The sequence below is a fragment of the Pedobacter miscanthi genome (genome assembly GCF_032678605.1).
Taxonomy (GTDB): Bacteria; Bacteroidota; Bacteroidia; order Sphingobacteriales; family Sphingobacteriaceae; genus Pedobacter; species Pedobacter miscanthi_A.
In genome coordinates, this window is record NZ_JAVTSU010000034.1 from 19,325 (window position 1) to 34,820 (window position 15,496).

Annotated in this window: 10 protein-coding genes; all 10 read right to left on the reverse strand. The window is 39.7% G+C overall.

Translation table 11 applies throughout. The features are described 5' to 3' along the window. Nucleotides 1–212 precede the first annotated feature (212 nt). Nucleotides 213–1,640: a sialate O-acetylesterase gene (locus R2R28_RS28165; RefSeq protein ID WP_316828999.1), complete on the reverse strand. Its 1,428-nt coding sequence runs from the start codon at nt 1,638–1,640 to the stop codon at nt 213–215. 122 nt (nt 1,641–1,762) lie between these two features. Further along, nucleotides 1,763–3,787 (reverse strand): glycoside hydrolase family 127 protein, encoded by a 2,025-nt coding sequence (locus R2R28_RS28170; RefSeq protein ID WP_316829000.1) that lies wholly within the window; start codon nt 3,785–3,787, stop codon nt 1,763–1,765. Nucleotides 3,788–3,790: 3 nt separating this feature from the next. Continuing rightward, a complete protein-coding gene (locus R2R28_RS28175; protein ID WP_316829001.1) occupies nt 3,791–7,207 on the reverse strand; it encodes a glycosyl hydrolase in 3,417 nt (1,138 codons plus the stop codon). A gap of 116 nt (nt 7,208–7,323) precedes the next feature. After that, on the reverse strand, nt 7,324–8,625 hold the full coding sequence (gene fucP, locus R2R28_RS28180; RefSeq protein ID WP_316829002.1) for an L-fucose:H+ symporter permease: 1,302 nt from the start codon (nt 8,623–8,625) through the stop codon (nt 7,324–7,326). 182 nt (nt 8,626–8,807) lie between these two features. Further along, nucleotides 8,808–9,254 carry a MaoC/PaaZ C-terminal domain-containing protein gene (locus tag R2R28_RS28185; protein WP_316829003.1) on the reverse strand — a complete coding sequence of 149 codons (447 nt, stop codon included), beginning with the start codon at nt 9,252–9,254 and terminating at the stop codon, nt 8,808–8,810. 118 nt (nt 9,255–9,372) lie between these two features. Further along, entirely contained in the window at nt 9,373–10,458 is a 1,086-nt protein-coding gene (locus tag R2R28_RS28190; RefSeq protein ID WP_316829004.1) for a Gfo/Idh/MocA family oxidoreductase, read from the reverse strand. After that, on the reverse strand, nt 10,455–11,738 hold the full coding sequence (locus tag R2R28_RS28195; protein WP_316829005.1) for an extracellular solute-binding protein: 1,284 nt from the start codon (nt 11,736–11,738) through the stop codon (nt 10,455–10,457). Before R2R28_RS28195 ends, R2R28_RS28190 begins: the two co-directional genes overlap by 4 nt. Next, nucleotides 11,686–12,849: a CaiB/BaiF CoA-transferase family protein gene (locus R2R28_RS28200; protein WP_316829006.1), complete on the reverse strand. Its 1,164-nt coding sequence runs from the start codon at nt 12,847–12,849 to the stop codon at nt 11,686–11,688. Before R2R28_RS28200 ends, R2R28_RS28195 begins: the two co-directional genes overlap by 53 nt. 147 nt (nt 12,850–12,996) lie before the next feature. Next, a complete protein-coding gene (locus R2R28_RS28205; RefSeq protein ID WP_316829007.1) occupies nt 12,997–14,157 on the reverse strand; it encodes a CaiB/BaiF CoA-transferase family protein in 1,161 nt (386 codons plus the stop codon). Next, nucleotides 14,154–15,314 carry an ABC transporter substrate-binding protein gene (locus R2R28_RS28210; RefSeq protein WP_316829008.1) on the reverse strand — a complete coding sequence of 387 codons (1,161 nt, stop codon included), beginning with the start codon at nt 15,312–15,314 and terminating at the stop codon, nt 14,154–14,156. Before R2R28_RS28210 ends, R2R28_RS28205 begins: the two co-directional genes overlap by 4 nt. Nucleotides 15,315–15,496: the final 182 nt, after the last annotated feature.

Below are 15,496 nucleotides of genomic sequence, written 5' to 3' on the forward strand. Positions count from 1 at the left end.
GTGTGTAAGTACATTTAAGAGCGTAGTGCACATATTACTTAGTGCTCCTTGTGCCTTCGTGGTTAATTTTATTAGGCAAATTATTTTTGACCACCTAAGACATCTGAGGACAGCTAAGGCAGGATGCAAAATAAATTTTGACCATATAAGAAAAATAAGAACATTTAAGTTCCTGGTCAAAATACTTCGTGTCTTAGTGGTTAAAATCATTATTAATTATCCCAGTTATCAGTACGGAACGAGGAAACAGGCAGGCCATCGTTTCCAAATAAATCGCCGATTACAAAATCTTTAAATGCGTAACGAACGGCAACGGGCGCTTTAACTTCAGGGGCCGAAACCGTTATGCTACTTCCTTTTATGGCCGCTTTTGCTGGATAAAATTTCTTATCGGCTCCTGCAATTTCGAATAAAGATAGTTCTTTACCAAAAGAAGTTAATCCGTTGGGTACATTTTGAAACTTGATCACGGCAGTATTCTTTTCTACTGTTAATGATTCGTAATTTGGACTTGCAAAACCAAAACCTTTAATGCCATAAGTTTGAGCTAAAGCAAGGTAAGCTAGTCTCTGTCCACCTTGTTTCTTATTTGCGGGGTGGATAGATTTCTCTTCGCCAATATCCAATAAAACTGCCATTCCAGAATTTGGAATTTTGGCCAAAGATTTACGTTGTACTTCTCTTAAATTAGCTGAATTATATTTTCCGCCAACATGATTTGGAGGCAATTGTGCATAATTATATGGCGCAATCTGGGCATAATAAAACGGAAAATCGCCATTGTCCCAGTTTTTACGCCAGGAAGAAACCATTGCAGGGAATAGATCTTCATAACGATCCGGACGCTCGTAATTAGATTCGCCCTGGTACCAGATCGCACCCTTTATACTATATCCAATAACTGGATAAAGCATACCATTATACAGTGTGGTTGGTGTACGGCTAACTTCTTTAATGCTATCACCTTTACATGGGATTTTAATTTCGGTATAGGGTTTTAGATCTTCTGGCGACATCCAAGCCTCAATAGTTGATCCTCCATAACTGTCGTTGATGATTCCAATTGGCACGTTTAACATTTCGCTTAACAGCGAACCAAAATAATAGGCCGTGGCACTAAAATTAGAAACGGTTTCTGGTGCAGCCAATTTCCAATCAGAAGGCTTGCTATTTTCTTGTCTTTCAATAATTGAGGAACGTGGAACGGTGTACAGCCTGATATTTTTATTCGATGATTTTAAAATGACCTCATTAGAACCAATTACGGGTTGGCTTTTGAAACCTTTCATCGGCATCTCCATGTTCGATTGTCCGCTGCAAAACCACACTTCGCCGATTAGGATATCGGTTAAAACTAGCTTTGCGCCATCATTTAATTCAATTTCGTAAGGCCCTCCTGCTGCTGGTGTAGCAACTTTTACTTTCCATTTGCCACTCTGATCAGAAGTAACGGTATAGTTTTGTTTGCTCCAAGAAGTATTGATTTTTACTTTGCTTGCTGGTTTAGCCCATCCCCAGATAGCCACATTACCTTGTTGCTGTAACACCATGTGATTGGTGAAAATGGATGCAGGTTTAACCATTGCAGATGCAATGAGGCAACATGCGAGATTAAAAAATAGGATAAGTTTTAGTTTCATTGTTTTTCTGTTTTAAAAATGATCGTCATTCTCGCGCAGGCGGGAATCTTAATGCAAACTAAAGATCCTACCTGAGCATTACGATTCCCAATCAAGTTGGGAATGACGAACCACCCATACTTCTATCTACTTACAGGCAACCATACCGACATTTCCGAATGCCCTCTGTTTCCCCATGCAAAATATGGAACCAGTTTTATTTCTGTTTCCTCGTTTTTACGGTCAATTGGCCGGTACAACACATTTTTCCAATTGTTTGGCTCCACTATTTTAACATTGCCTACCAAACTCATCATTTCTGCTCCATCGATGGTTATGGACTTTGCCTCGAATTTGGTTGAAGTGGGTACAAAAGCATTAAAAATACTTTTACCTGGCAGGTCAGTCGATTCTAAACAGTATACAATCGGTCCACGTTTTACGGCAATCTGGTTTCTGTTTTCTTCTACCAGGGGATTAGCCTCAATTAAAGTAGCCTCCATAGGGAGGTTTAATTCGATTACATCTCCTTTCTTCCAAACACGGTTAATTTCGGCGTAAGTACCAGAAATGACTTTAATGTTTTCATCTTTTCCATTGATGGTGATTGTAGCTTCATGTGTCCAGGAAGGGATTCTCAGAAAAAGAGCATAAGGCCTGCTTCCTGTTTCTTTAATGGTAATTTTTATCTTTCCATCCCAGGGATAATTGGTTTCTTCAGCTAAAGAAATTTTGCTTCCATTGCTTAATGTAGTGCTTAAGTTATTGCCGCCATATAAATTAAACCACAATCCTTTATCAGAAATACTGTAAGCATAATCGCTTACTTCGGCAATGGTGCGTACTACATTTGGCGGGCAGCAATTGGATAAGGCGATATAAGGCACCCTATCTTTCGACCAACGCTGTTTGAAAGGTAAATCATCGGATTGAGCAAGTGGATTGGTGTATAAAAAGTTTTTTCCATCGAGGCTGATCCCTGATAAAACGCTGTTGTGTAAAGCCAGTTCCATTACATCGGCATATTTGGCATCACCTGTAATCTGGAGCATCCGCCAGTTCCAAAGTACGTTACCAATATTGGCACAGGTTTCGTTATGTGCGGTGAAATTTGGAAGTTGATAATCGCGACCAAAAGCCTGGTGAATTTTCTGCACATCAGCCGGATTGTAGGATGTTCCATCGGGTGAAGTTCCATCATATAACGAACCACAACCGCCGGTAATGTACATTTTATGTTGATTTACATCATCCCACATTAAATTCAAGGTATTTAAAAGCGAATCTTTTCCTGTTTCAGCATATAAATCGGCTACGCCTGCATAAAGGTAATTCGCCCTTACGGCATGGCCCATGGCTTTTGTTTGCTGTAAAAACGGAATCCGATCCTGATTATCGTCTGTTCCGTCATCAATTTTTCCCTTAATGGCGATTAAATGCTGGGCCAGTTCTAAATAACGCGGATCTTTGGTTGTACGGTACATTTCTATAACGCCCATATAATGTGAAGGACAAATGGCATTACGTGCTAAAGTGGGTGATGCTGATTTATAGAAATTGTACAGATAATCTGTTGCTTTTTTGGCGATGTTGAGTAAAGTTGTTTTGCCGGTAGCCCGGTAATGGATGCAGCCAGCCGTCATTAAATGCCCGATGTTATATGATTCGAAGCTTAACCGATCCTGAAACTGATTTTTTGAGCCTGTTTTTCGTTGCTCAATCATGGCTTTAGTGTAAATGTAGCCGTCTTCACGTTGCGATTTACCGATCACTGCAATGGCTTTATCCATCATTTCGTTCAGCTTTGGGTTTTTAGTGGAGGCATAAAGTGCAGCAACGGCTTCTAAGGTTTTGTAGTAATCTCCATCGTGGAAAGAAGGGCCTGAATGAGCCCCGGTATCTAATCCTGCAGCTATTTTGAAATTTTCAAAAGCATGACTGATTTTAGGATCGTTGTAAATCGCCCACATATTGGGCACCATAGTTTCTGTAGCTACTTTGAAACGATCTGCCCAAAAGCCTTCTGTCCAGCTAACATCAGTCATGTTGATGCTATGCAGCTTGGCGTAAGGTGAATTTGAAGTGTTAACCAAAGCTTTATCCTGTGCATGTACATAAAACGATGCTGCCAACAACACAAAAAGTAAATAGATTTTTAATGTGTTCATATATTATTTCTCCTCCCTTAAAATTAACACTGGCCCTAATAATCCAGCAGGATTTAAAGGTTTTCCTTCTAACCGGAAAGGTGCAGTGGTTTTTGTAATTCTTTTGTCCTCAGTTAATTTGCTATCACCAATTAAACGGTTAGCCCAGGTATTGGTTACTTCAATGGTAATTTCATTTTCTCCATTTTTGATGGCTTTACTAATTTCCAGGCGGTGTGGAGCAGTCCAAAGTGTACCACAATTTATACCGTTGATTTTTACTTCTGCCATGCTTGAGAATTTGCCTAAATCAATCCAGATTTTATTTTTAAGATCTCCATTAAAGGTGAAACTTTTGCTGTACACGGCGGTTCCGGAATAATATTTAACCAGGCTATCGGCATTTAATGTCCAATCGGTTAAGTCGTTAAAAATGACAGGTTTTGATGGGCCAGCATAAGCCGTATCGAATTTCCCTTGCCATGATTTGGAAATATCCTGGATGGTTTTGAAGTTAGACCAGTTGTTGCCACTATTAAATTGAGTTTTTGTAGTTTCCTTTTCGAAGAGAAAAAACAAACTTTGATTAGGAGCGATTTTATAAGTAAAGCCTGTTCGCCCCCTTTCACTCGACCAATTATTAATGTCAGTTAATTTATTGGCAACGGCATCATAAACTTGTGGTATTTTATTGGTTACACGAAATGAAAACCTAAAATTTCTTTCTTTAGCCTCTTGATTGGAAATAAAATAGATATCCTTTTTATCAGTTTTCCTGTGAGTATAAGCTACTTTTTTTGCATAAGTAATTGGCTTACTGTTCGAATTAGCTTCCGTTACATAAAGATCTGGTTCAATTCCTAAAAATTTAAAATTATCGGCATTGAAAGGAGCTTTAAACAGATTTCCTTTGTCCATTATTTTCATTAAAACAGAATGATGATTATTATTTATCTCATGAAAATTATCCTTCCAAATTTCATCCACTGCCGAGCTAAATACAGATTGACTAACTTGTTGTAAACCATTTTGATACAAAGGCTTGTCTGCTACAATCACATTAGCGCCCGCTATAATTAATTCAAATATTTTTTTTACAGTTGTATAACTCATATACTGATAATTCGGGTTCATTTTCATGTTACCTGGGATTACCAAAACTTTGTAAGATGCACCACTTTGGAAAATCACATTTCCATCTTTAACCGTTGCTGTTTTTAAAACATCGGGATTAAAACTATCATAAGCATAACCCCGTAACGGATTTACCCAATTTTCAGGATCGGCCATGTTTGCTGAATGGGTTACGCCAGCTGGAATTTGTCTTAACGGTTCACCAATATTTGCTAAACGTTTCTTTTCTGCCTCTACTACATCGGCGCCAAATATACCGGGCAATGTTTCTACCAAACGATCGGGTAAAACTGATCTGCGAGGTAGCTCTTCACCAGTAAAAACGGCAATATCTACAACAGGTTTCCCTTGCTGTAATAAGTTTTGGGTTCGCTCTGCATAATCTATCCACGCTTTACCGGCCTTCCACCAGGTTTGGTCGCGTTGAAAATATAAACCCACACCGTCTAAAGTCATTCCCGGTTTCCGTTCGATCCAGGGGTTATGCGTAAAAACGTGATAAACGAGTTTATTAATACCAAGTGCATAATTACGATCCTGTAGGGTTTTCATATTTGCCGGATTTTCGTTCCAGTCCATGCGAACGGTTGTAAAAGCCTCTGCCTGAATGATATTTTTACCATAAATGTGTGCTCCTGAGATCGCATCCAGCATATCATTGGGTTTATCATGTGTGGGGCTGTTTAGCCAAAATTCGCCCATGGGTACATCAACCGTTTTGTAATGCATTAATCCATCGCTCATCATGGTGGGCGCTATACTTTCAGCCGTAAAAGTGACACCTTGTTCTTTTGCTAATTTGGCTAATGTTTGATAAAACTGATCAACCACCAATTCTGAAATCGTTTTTCTTACGTCGTAAAGGAAGTTTTCGGATACAGCAGCACTTTCAACAGGTAAGCCGCTCATAATGGGCAGATAAGGTGTTAAATCATAACCTCTGCGCTTTAAAAACTCGGCTTTAAATACGGGCGACCAATTTTGGCTGCCACATTCCCAGCTATCGACATGAAAAACGCTTAATACCTTTTTAGCTATTTCTGGTCCGCCGTGTTTTAAAGCGGCTCCGTACCAGTTATTGAATTGTAATTTAACGGCTTCCGGATTAAATTTATCGCATTCCAGACCCATTCCACCTCCTCCTGTAGCATTGGTATGGCCTGTTGAGGTATGGCCAATCCTTAAAATGGTCCAGTTGCCTTTTGGCGCTTTCCAGTTTAAAGTTCCATCCGGATTTAATTTGCCGGTTAAATTGATGATTTTATTTAATGGAACACATAGGTTTTTGGCAAGCTGTGCCTCTGTACTTCTTTTGCTCACACGCCAAACGGAGCCGTTTTTGCCTTCGAACTGGTTAATCTGTGCTTCAGATGATAATTCGAGGTTAAGCAGTTTTAAAGCGGGTTTCCATTTTGCTGCATCTAAATCTTCAGCTCCGGGTTCAGATCCTTTTTTATCGTAAATAAACCTAAAGAATTTGGCTGTTGTGGGTAAAATGGAATGGGTTACATCTTCATCAGTATCCTGCCAGCCGTGGCGTGGTGCTTCTAATCTACCAATGGAGCGGAAAACTTTCCCGTCATTACTCACTTTGATCGCTAAACGCTGTGCCTGATAGTTATTTCCACTGACTTTAATAGTCACTGTTCTACAGGTGAAAGGTTTTTCAAATTCGTATTGAATGTAACAAGGCTCATTTGAGCCAAAGTTTTTCTTATTACCAGGTTGCACTAAACCTGTGGCATCGGCTCCATTACTTGCTGTAATTTTAGGAATAACAGTTCGTGTTGAAATGCCCTCGCCAACCGGTGATGGATAGGCGTAAACCGCAATATCCTGATAATAGTTTTCTTTTGCTGCTGGTTGAGGTAAAGTGATTTTTGTATTTGAATTACTGACGTTTATCTTTGACCAAACTACTTTTTGCATAGAAAGTTCCGGTGTAATCCACGGGCCGCCGGCCAATGCGAAACCATCACTTACGTGCATGCCTAATTTCAGGTTTAAACGTTTCGCCTCGCTCATGGCAAATTCCACCATTTTCCACCATTCTGGTGTAAGCTGAACAGCAGGCGGATTGTAAACAGGCATTTTATCTGGTCCCTGAATGCTCATGAGATAAGCACCCGATATACCGTTCGATTTCATCGCCTCAAGATCAGCTGTGATGCCGGCTTTGGATACCGCCCCTTTAACCCAATACCAAAATACCCAGGGTTTAGCGTTTTCGTTTTGTTGCGCAAAAACGGTTGATACCAAGAAAAAGCTTGACAACAGAACAAATAGCAGAATTTTGCTAAACCTCATTTTCATTTTTTTTAAAAATTTTATCGTCATTGCTGAGGGTTACTTTTTACCACCTGAAGCAATCTTTCTTTTCAATAGATTGCCACGTCGTGCCTCCTTGCAATGACGAAATCTATTTATTTATGTGCGATTTTATAACCCCGTAGGCCGAAATAAAGGATAATCAGAAAACATACTAATGGAATGCTGTAACCAATTTGGATATTATCGCCATACATATCGATTAGTGTTCCCATTCCAAATGGTAAAATGGCACCACCAACAATAGACATGATCAACCAGGAAGAACCTGGTTTTGTATCATCACCGATTCCATCAATGCCTAAGGCGAAAATGGTTGGAAACATAATAGACATAAAGAATCCGATAGCACCTAAAGCATAAACCACATAAGAACCTTTACCTAAAATAGCAACCAAACACAAGATTATTGATATCGCAGAATAAATCGCAAGCAATTTATTTGAAGATATGAACTGTAAAAGCGCTGTTCCTGCGAAACGGCCAGCGGTAAATAAAAATCCATAAACCACCAAATAAGATGCAGCTGTTTTTTCGTCAAATCCACCGCCCTGTTGCGCCATTCTGATAAAGAAACTGGTTACACAAACCTGCGCACCTACATAGAAAAACTGAGCAATTACAGCCCACCTTAAGTGTTTGTGGCGCAGTGACCCAAAAAAACTTCCTTTTGCTTCTCCATCAATACTTTTCGTTTTAATTTCGGGAAGGTGGATGAAGTAAAAGATTACTGCAATTACCAATAAAACAATGCCTAAGGTGATGTATGGCGTTTTAACGGATGCGGCCTCTTCAAGAAAGTAATTATTTCTATTAACTTCTGTCATCGCTGCTAATTCATCTTTGCTGTGCGATTTACCCGAAAGAATAAACAAACCACCAATCATTGGGGCTACCATTGCAGCCAATCCGTTAAAAGATGCAGCAAGGTTTAATCTGCTCGTTGCTTTTGCAGGATCGCCCAATACAGCAGCGTAAGGATTCGCAGAAGTTTCGAGCATGGTTAAACCACAACCAATAATAAAAAGTGCAATCAAAAATGTAATGTATGATAAGCTATTAGCAGCTGGTACAAATAAAAATGCCCCAAAAGCAAAAGCCAGCAAACCTGAAATCATGGTCGCTTTATAACCCCATTTTTTCAAAATCATTCCGGCGGGAATAGCCATTAAAAAATAAGCGAAGAATACAGAAGTATCGATCAAGGTCGATTGTCTGTTATTTAAATTACAAGCTTTTTTTAAGTGTGGAATGAGGATTGAATCGAGATTATGCGCCATTCCCCAGAGGAAAAACAGACTTATTACGAGTATAAATGGCAATAAATATTTCTTTCCTGATGAAGGATCTCCCTCAGTTATAATTTCTGGATGTGTGTTTAATGGTTCATTTGTCATTGGTTCATTTGTTATTAGTGATAGGTTCACTGGTTCATTTGTCATTGGTTCATTTGTTATTAGTGATAGGTTCACTGGTTCATTTGTCAGTAGTTCACTGGTTCATTTGTCATTAGTTCAGTGTTGGTTAGTATAAATCCCTCGCTGTAAGCACCCAGACCAATGAACTATTGACCATTGAACTAATAAACTTTCTTCTTCACCACCAAAAGATGGTCGCAGACTAATACAACCTCTCCGTGTTGGTTAATGATTTCTACATGTTCGGTTATGGTGCCGTATTCGGGTCTTTTGCTCTCTCCTTTTTCAGAAATAGTGATTTCAGAGTGAATGGTATCACCAATGAAAACCGGTTTTACAAAGCGTAATTTATCATATCCTTTACTCATGGCTTCGGGATTGATTTCTGAGGCGGTTAAACCAATGCCTATGCTAAAAATCATCGTACCGTGAGCGATTCTTTGTTTAAATGGTTGTGTAGCACACCATTCGGCGTCCATATGGTGCGGAAAGAAATCGCCGGTATGTCCTGCGTGAACGACAAAATCGGTTTCGGTTATCGTGCGGCCTAAGGTTATACGTTTATCCTGTAATTGATAATCTTCAAAAAATGCTGATTTGAAATACATAATGTTCTTTCTATACTATGCCGTCATTGCGAGTTTTCGATTTTTCGTCGAAACGAAGCAATCTTTCATGCAAAACAGATTGCTTCGGCTCGCTCATTCCCTGCCTCGCAATGACGATTTAATTAAATTTTAACTGCTCCTTCACTTTAACCCCGCCAATATCACTTGATTTATATGCGCTTTCTACAACCGCCATGGTTTGGATTACATCTTCTACACTGGTATGCAAAACATTCGTTGAACCTTCGTTATAGCGCATTAAATTGGCCATTGTACCAATAAATGCCTCGGGGAACCAGGAACCATCTAATTTTACGGTTTGCCATTCGGCTTGTTTGCCATTTTCGACGATACAATATTCAAAAACATCAGGTACGCCATGAGGATAATCCATTAGTAAGCCAATTTTAGCTACAATAGCACCTTTGGTACCCTCCCATTTGATGTAACTTTCCTGGTGATTTGGACCAAAATCGTGATCGTGGTTGGTGTTGATTACGGCATGCATGGTATCGCCATAATCGAATAAAATGGTAGAACGGGATGATGATAATGTTTTTGCCGGATGTTTTAGGGTTTTGGCCAGAATACTTTCGGGATTACCTAAGAACGAACGTATTAAATCAACGTAATGGATACTATGGTACTGGATTTCTAAACGTGGATGAATGATTACATGAGGGAAAATCTCCCATGGTGTTTTAATTGTTACGCGGACTTCCATGTCGTATAATTCGCCAATTAATCCTTTATCGATCAGGTATTTTGCAGCACTTACAAATGGTGCAAAACGCAATTGAAAGTTTATAGCTGCTTTTAAGTTTTTGGCCCTGCATAATTCAAGGATTTCTTTTGCCTGTGTAAAGTCATCCCCCATCGGTTTTTGAATCAATACCGCGCTTCCATCAGGTAACTGTTTTAAGGTTTCGATGTATTGCTCGGGCATGATGGTTAAATCATAAACAGCGTTTGCAGGAGCCAGTTTTACGGCCTCGGCAACTGAATTATACACATTTGGGATTCCAAAATCGTCGGCTAATTTCTGCGCCCTTTCTTTGGTTCGGTTTACAATGCCATGTACTTCAAAACCAGCTATTTTATAGGCAGGAAGATGCGCATCGGCCACTATACCACCAGCGCCAATAATGATGATGGGTTGCCTTGTTTGTGGTAATTCGGGTTTATATTTGATATCAATACTCATTTGTCAATTTCGTTAATCTGGTTTTGTGCAAGCTGAATGAGTTCTTCAGTTGCTACATCTGTATTAATGGCTTGCAAAACCATCTGGTCTATTATCGTTGCTATTGCAGCCCAATTTTGTTTTTGTGGCAACATATTGGCCACCTCGTGTAATTGCTCCAGTTTATGGTAATAAGGAATAATCTGGTTAATTTCTTCATCCTTCCAGGTTGATATGCGGCAACCGATGCCACCTTCTAAAGTAAGTTGTTTATCCTGTTCAATGGTTAATGCAAAGCGAAGAAAATCGTAAGCGATGGCTTTATGTTTACTGCCTTTGGCGATGGTATATAACCAATAAACATTTAAAGAAGCTGATTTTTGATCAGGCGAACTTGGTAAAAGTTCTACGTCAATTTTGCCTTTTACTTTAGAATTGGGATCTACTTCGCACATGGCAGCAAAACCAAACCAATTGATCATCATGGCTGCTTCGCCCTGTGAAAAGGCAATTCCTGCAGCTACCGACTCAAATTCGCCTGATTTTGGGTGAACGGCAGTTTTATCGTTTACCATTTTGCGGTAAAAGTTTAACCCATCAACGGCTGCTTGTGTATTGATCTGGATGAAGCCGTTTTTATCAACCAGGCTTCCACCCCTGGTCCATAATTGCAGACAAAAATCAAAAACGGTATTATGGCCATCAGGATAACATGCAAAGATACTCCCATAAAGATTATCCTGAGGGCGATTGAAGAACCTGGCGATCTGATGAAAATCTTCCCAGGTTTTCGGTACTTCTAGCGCTTTTCCGTATTGAGCTAAATAATTGGCTTTTTCGGTTTCGTTTTCAAACAAGTCTTTACGGTAAATAAAGCATTCAGGTCCGTCATGAAAAGGTAGACCAACTATTTCCCAACCAAAACGCTGTAAACTTAAAAGCGACTTGCTCCAGCCTCTCGGAAAATCGTCTGGTTTATTTTTATTGATGTAGGGATTTAAAACCTCGAAATCATGATCAGTATAGCCTTCCAAAACCCAATCGGTGCTGATGTGTGCAATATCGAAATCGCCTTTGGCTAAACCTTTTTTGGTAATCGTACTGTCGTAAAGTTCGTGTAGATCCATCACCACCATTTCCAATTTCAGCTTACAACCCGAAAAAATGCAATACTGATCCCAGAATTTCTGCATGGCAGATTCAAAAGGTGCAAATTTGCGAACGGCTATTCTGAAAGTTTCTATCTGGTTATGCATTTGCAGTTGTATTCTGTGTGATAAATTCTTTGATAATTTTTTCATTATCCTGCCCCAATTTTGGCGAACCTTTTGATGAGGTAAGCAACTCGCCATCAATGCGGATCGGGCATCTGGTGGTTTGATATTGGTACCCATCTACCATTTCTACCTGCTGGATCATGTTCAAAACTTTGAAACCATCGTGGGCCATTAAGGCGTTCCAGTTTAAAACATCGGCACACCAGATATCAGCTGGTTCCAGTATAGAAAGCCAGTTTTCGGTTGTTGCAGATAAAAGGTATTTGGCTAAAATTGCCTTGATTTCATCCCGTTTATCAAATGCTTCGCTTACTTCCACATAATCTTCCAGTTTCTCGCAGCCGAGTAAATTGCCCAATTGCGGAATTGACCCCATAGCCAGGGCTAAATATCCGTTTTCTGTTTGATATATACCATATGGAGCGCCTAAATATGCATTTGCATTGTTCTTTTCTGATCTTTTGGGTAAGCTTCCACCATCATTCATAAAGGTGGTAATGGTTTCAAACTGAAAATCGTAAGCGGACTCCATCATGCTTACCTGAACAAAACCACCCTCATTTTTTATGGCCTTACGATATAAACAGGCCAAAAGTCCCTGTGCTAAATGGGCGCCAGCCAGCATATCCACTATCGATAAACCCATTGCCACGGGGCCACTATCGGCATTTCCAGTTAAGGAAGTTAAACCGGTAACCGATTGCAAAAGTAAATCCTGACCTGGTTTATTTTTCCATTCAGTGGTAGTTCCATAACCAGAAATTTCGCCATAGATAATTGAAGGGTTTAAAGCCGTAACCGATTGATAATCGAAACCCAAACGTTCCATTACGCCAGGACGGAAATTGTGGATCATCACATCGGCTTTTTTGAGTAGTTCACGAACCATTTCGCAATCTTCTCCGTTTTTTAAATCAACTTCAAAACTTTCCTTATTTCGGTTGATGGCATGAAATACCGACGATTCGCCATTCATAATCAGGTTTGAAGTATAAAGTGTACGGCAGATATCGCCCACACCCAAACGTTCAATTTTGATTACACGGGCACCCATATCGGCCAGGCGCAAACCTGCCGATGGGCCAGAAAGAAACTGGCTGAAATCGATAACTAAATAATCTTCAAGCGGTCTCATAGTTGTATTTGTTTTTAAAGGCTGTCATTCTGAGTGCAACGAAGAATCTCTGACCTATTCACCACATAACTAACATAAGCTAGTGCGCTATTAAAGGTTTTGTTTCATCGCTTGCAGATTCTTCACTGTGTTCAGAATGACAAACGTTTATGTATTGTTTTCTAATTCAAACTCCTTATTAATTTCCGAAGTATTCCCCCCCAACTTTGGGGCTGCCTTCGCTGCAAATAATTTTTCATTATCAAGGCGGATTGGATTAACTGTTGTCTTTATTTTTTTTCCTTCATTTAAATCCAACTCCTGTTCTATTTCCAGATTTTTATAAGTGTTTAAAGCCGTTGCCGTTTGATAATTCAATACTTCAGCACACCAGATTCCGTGGTTTTCCAATAACTCTACCCAGGTTTTAGTATCCTTTTTTTTAAAGGTTTCGGCTAAACGAACAATTAATTTATCACGGTTTTCGAAGGCAGAACCTGCTTCTACGTACAAATCCGAAATATCGCATTTGATTATTGCACAAATATTTGGCAGGTTGCCCATCGCCATGGCGATGTAACCATCAGCGGTTTCATACATGCCGTAAGGTGCACTTAAATAAGCGTGCGCACTTCCTTTTGCCCCGCTTCTATCGGGTAATTTTCCGCCATCATTTAAGTAGGTGGTGATGACTTCGAATTGTACATCTAAAATCGACTCCAATAAACTGACTTCTACCAAAACGCTCTTATTCGTTTTTGCTCTTTTGATTAATGCCGCCATAATGCCCTGTGCCAGGTGGTTGCCGCACATAATATCCGAAACGGAAAGACCGAAAGGAACAGGCCCGTCTACATCCACTCCCGATAAAAAAGTAAGGCCAGAAACCGACTGAACCAATAAATCCTGTCCGGGTTTGTTTTTCCAGGGACCTTCATTACCGTAGCCTGTAACTACGCCATAAACGATTTTAGGATTCACCGTTTGTACTGTTTTGTAATCGAGTCCAATTTTTTCCATTACCCCCGGGCGGAAATTATGCGTCATCACATCGGCTTTGCTGATCAGTTTTTTCAGCCTTACCAAATCTTCCGGATTCTTTAAATCGGCCGCATAACTTTCTTTATTGCGGTTAATGGTATGAAAAAGTAGACTGTCTTCATCTACAAAAAGGTTTTTGATGGATAGTTGTCTGCAGGCATCTCCCGTTTTTGGGCGTTCGATTTTAATTACACGCGCACCTAAATCGGCCAGTTTTAATCCTGCCGATGGTCCTGCCAAAAACTGGCAAAACTCTAAAACCAAAAGTCCTTCTAGCGGCCTGTTCATGATAATACTAAACTTTTAGATTTTTGATATATTTCATTCATCGTTGTTAAAACCTGAATTTCATCTCCACCATTCATTAAATAATTGCGTACCACATCACCTGCATGATCTTGAAAATACATCGAACCGTGATAGCGCGGACGGAGAAATGCCCTTTGTAAAGCAGGTAAGGTATTTAGAAAATAATTCTGGCTCTGGCGGTTTACTTCTTCGTTTTTCCAGGCTGCCAAATGCCCTGGCTGACCACCGCTTTCAAAAAACAAAGCTGACTGACAAGTTGGTGAACCAACAAATTCTACATATTTGGCAGCAACATCGAGCGATTCGCATTTAGCAGAAATGGCTAAACCTGTTCCGCCCAAAGTGCTTCTAAGGTTTGTTTTTCCATCTAAACTAATCATATCGTGGAAATGCAAGGTTTTACGGGCATAACCGTTACGCGAATAGTTTGAATAACCATAAGCGAAAGGGCAATAAGCAATTTCATCGGTTAAAGTCATCGCTTCATACACCTGAATCGGGTTTCTGTTAAAGTTTGCCGGATCCATTTTTGAAGCCAGTTCACGGTACATTTTTAAAACTTTAATACCTGTTTCTGTAGAAACCACTTCATCATCATTTTGACAAGGATCTTCACCTAAGGAGCAGCAAAGCGTATAGAAATTCATTAAAATATCGATTGGAATGCCTGCGAAAGCGACTAAACCCTTATCGGCAAGAGTTAATAAATCATCGAAAGATTTAGGTAGTTGTAATCCTTTTTCAGTAAGTAAATCGGGGCGTGATGCAGCCACAGGTGTTGCGGCATCAATTGGTAAAGCCCATAAATACGCCTCATAGAAATAACTTTCATAAGATTGGCCAACAGAGTTTTCTTCCTGATCTTTTAAATATTTATCTGAAAGGTATAAATCCAAAGGAATTATCGATTTTGTTTTTGCGGCGAAACCTGCCCAGGGATGATCAATAACCAATAAATCGAAACGCTCAGCCAGTTCCTGAATAGAAAAATCGGCAAATTGCTGCAAACTTCTTTTTTCCCAGGTGATATTTACATTGGGGTGCAATTCGGAAAACCGCTGCGCCGTTGCCACCATAGGCAAAAGCCCACGACTGTGGTTCCAGGTTATTCCTTTTAAATTAATCGTCTTCTCCACTTTATTTTCTCTTTATTTTCTGTCATTCTGAACGCAGTGAAGAATCTCTGGCCTATTTCCTACAACCATGATCTCAGTTACTGCCTTAGTTTAGCTTGTTTTCTGTAGTTTGCAGATTCTTCGTTCCTCAGAATGACAAAACATTTTATTTATTTTCTTTTATCTAATGATTGGTGTTTCCA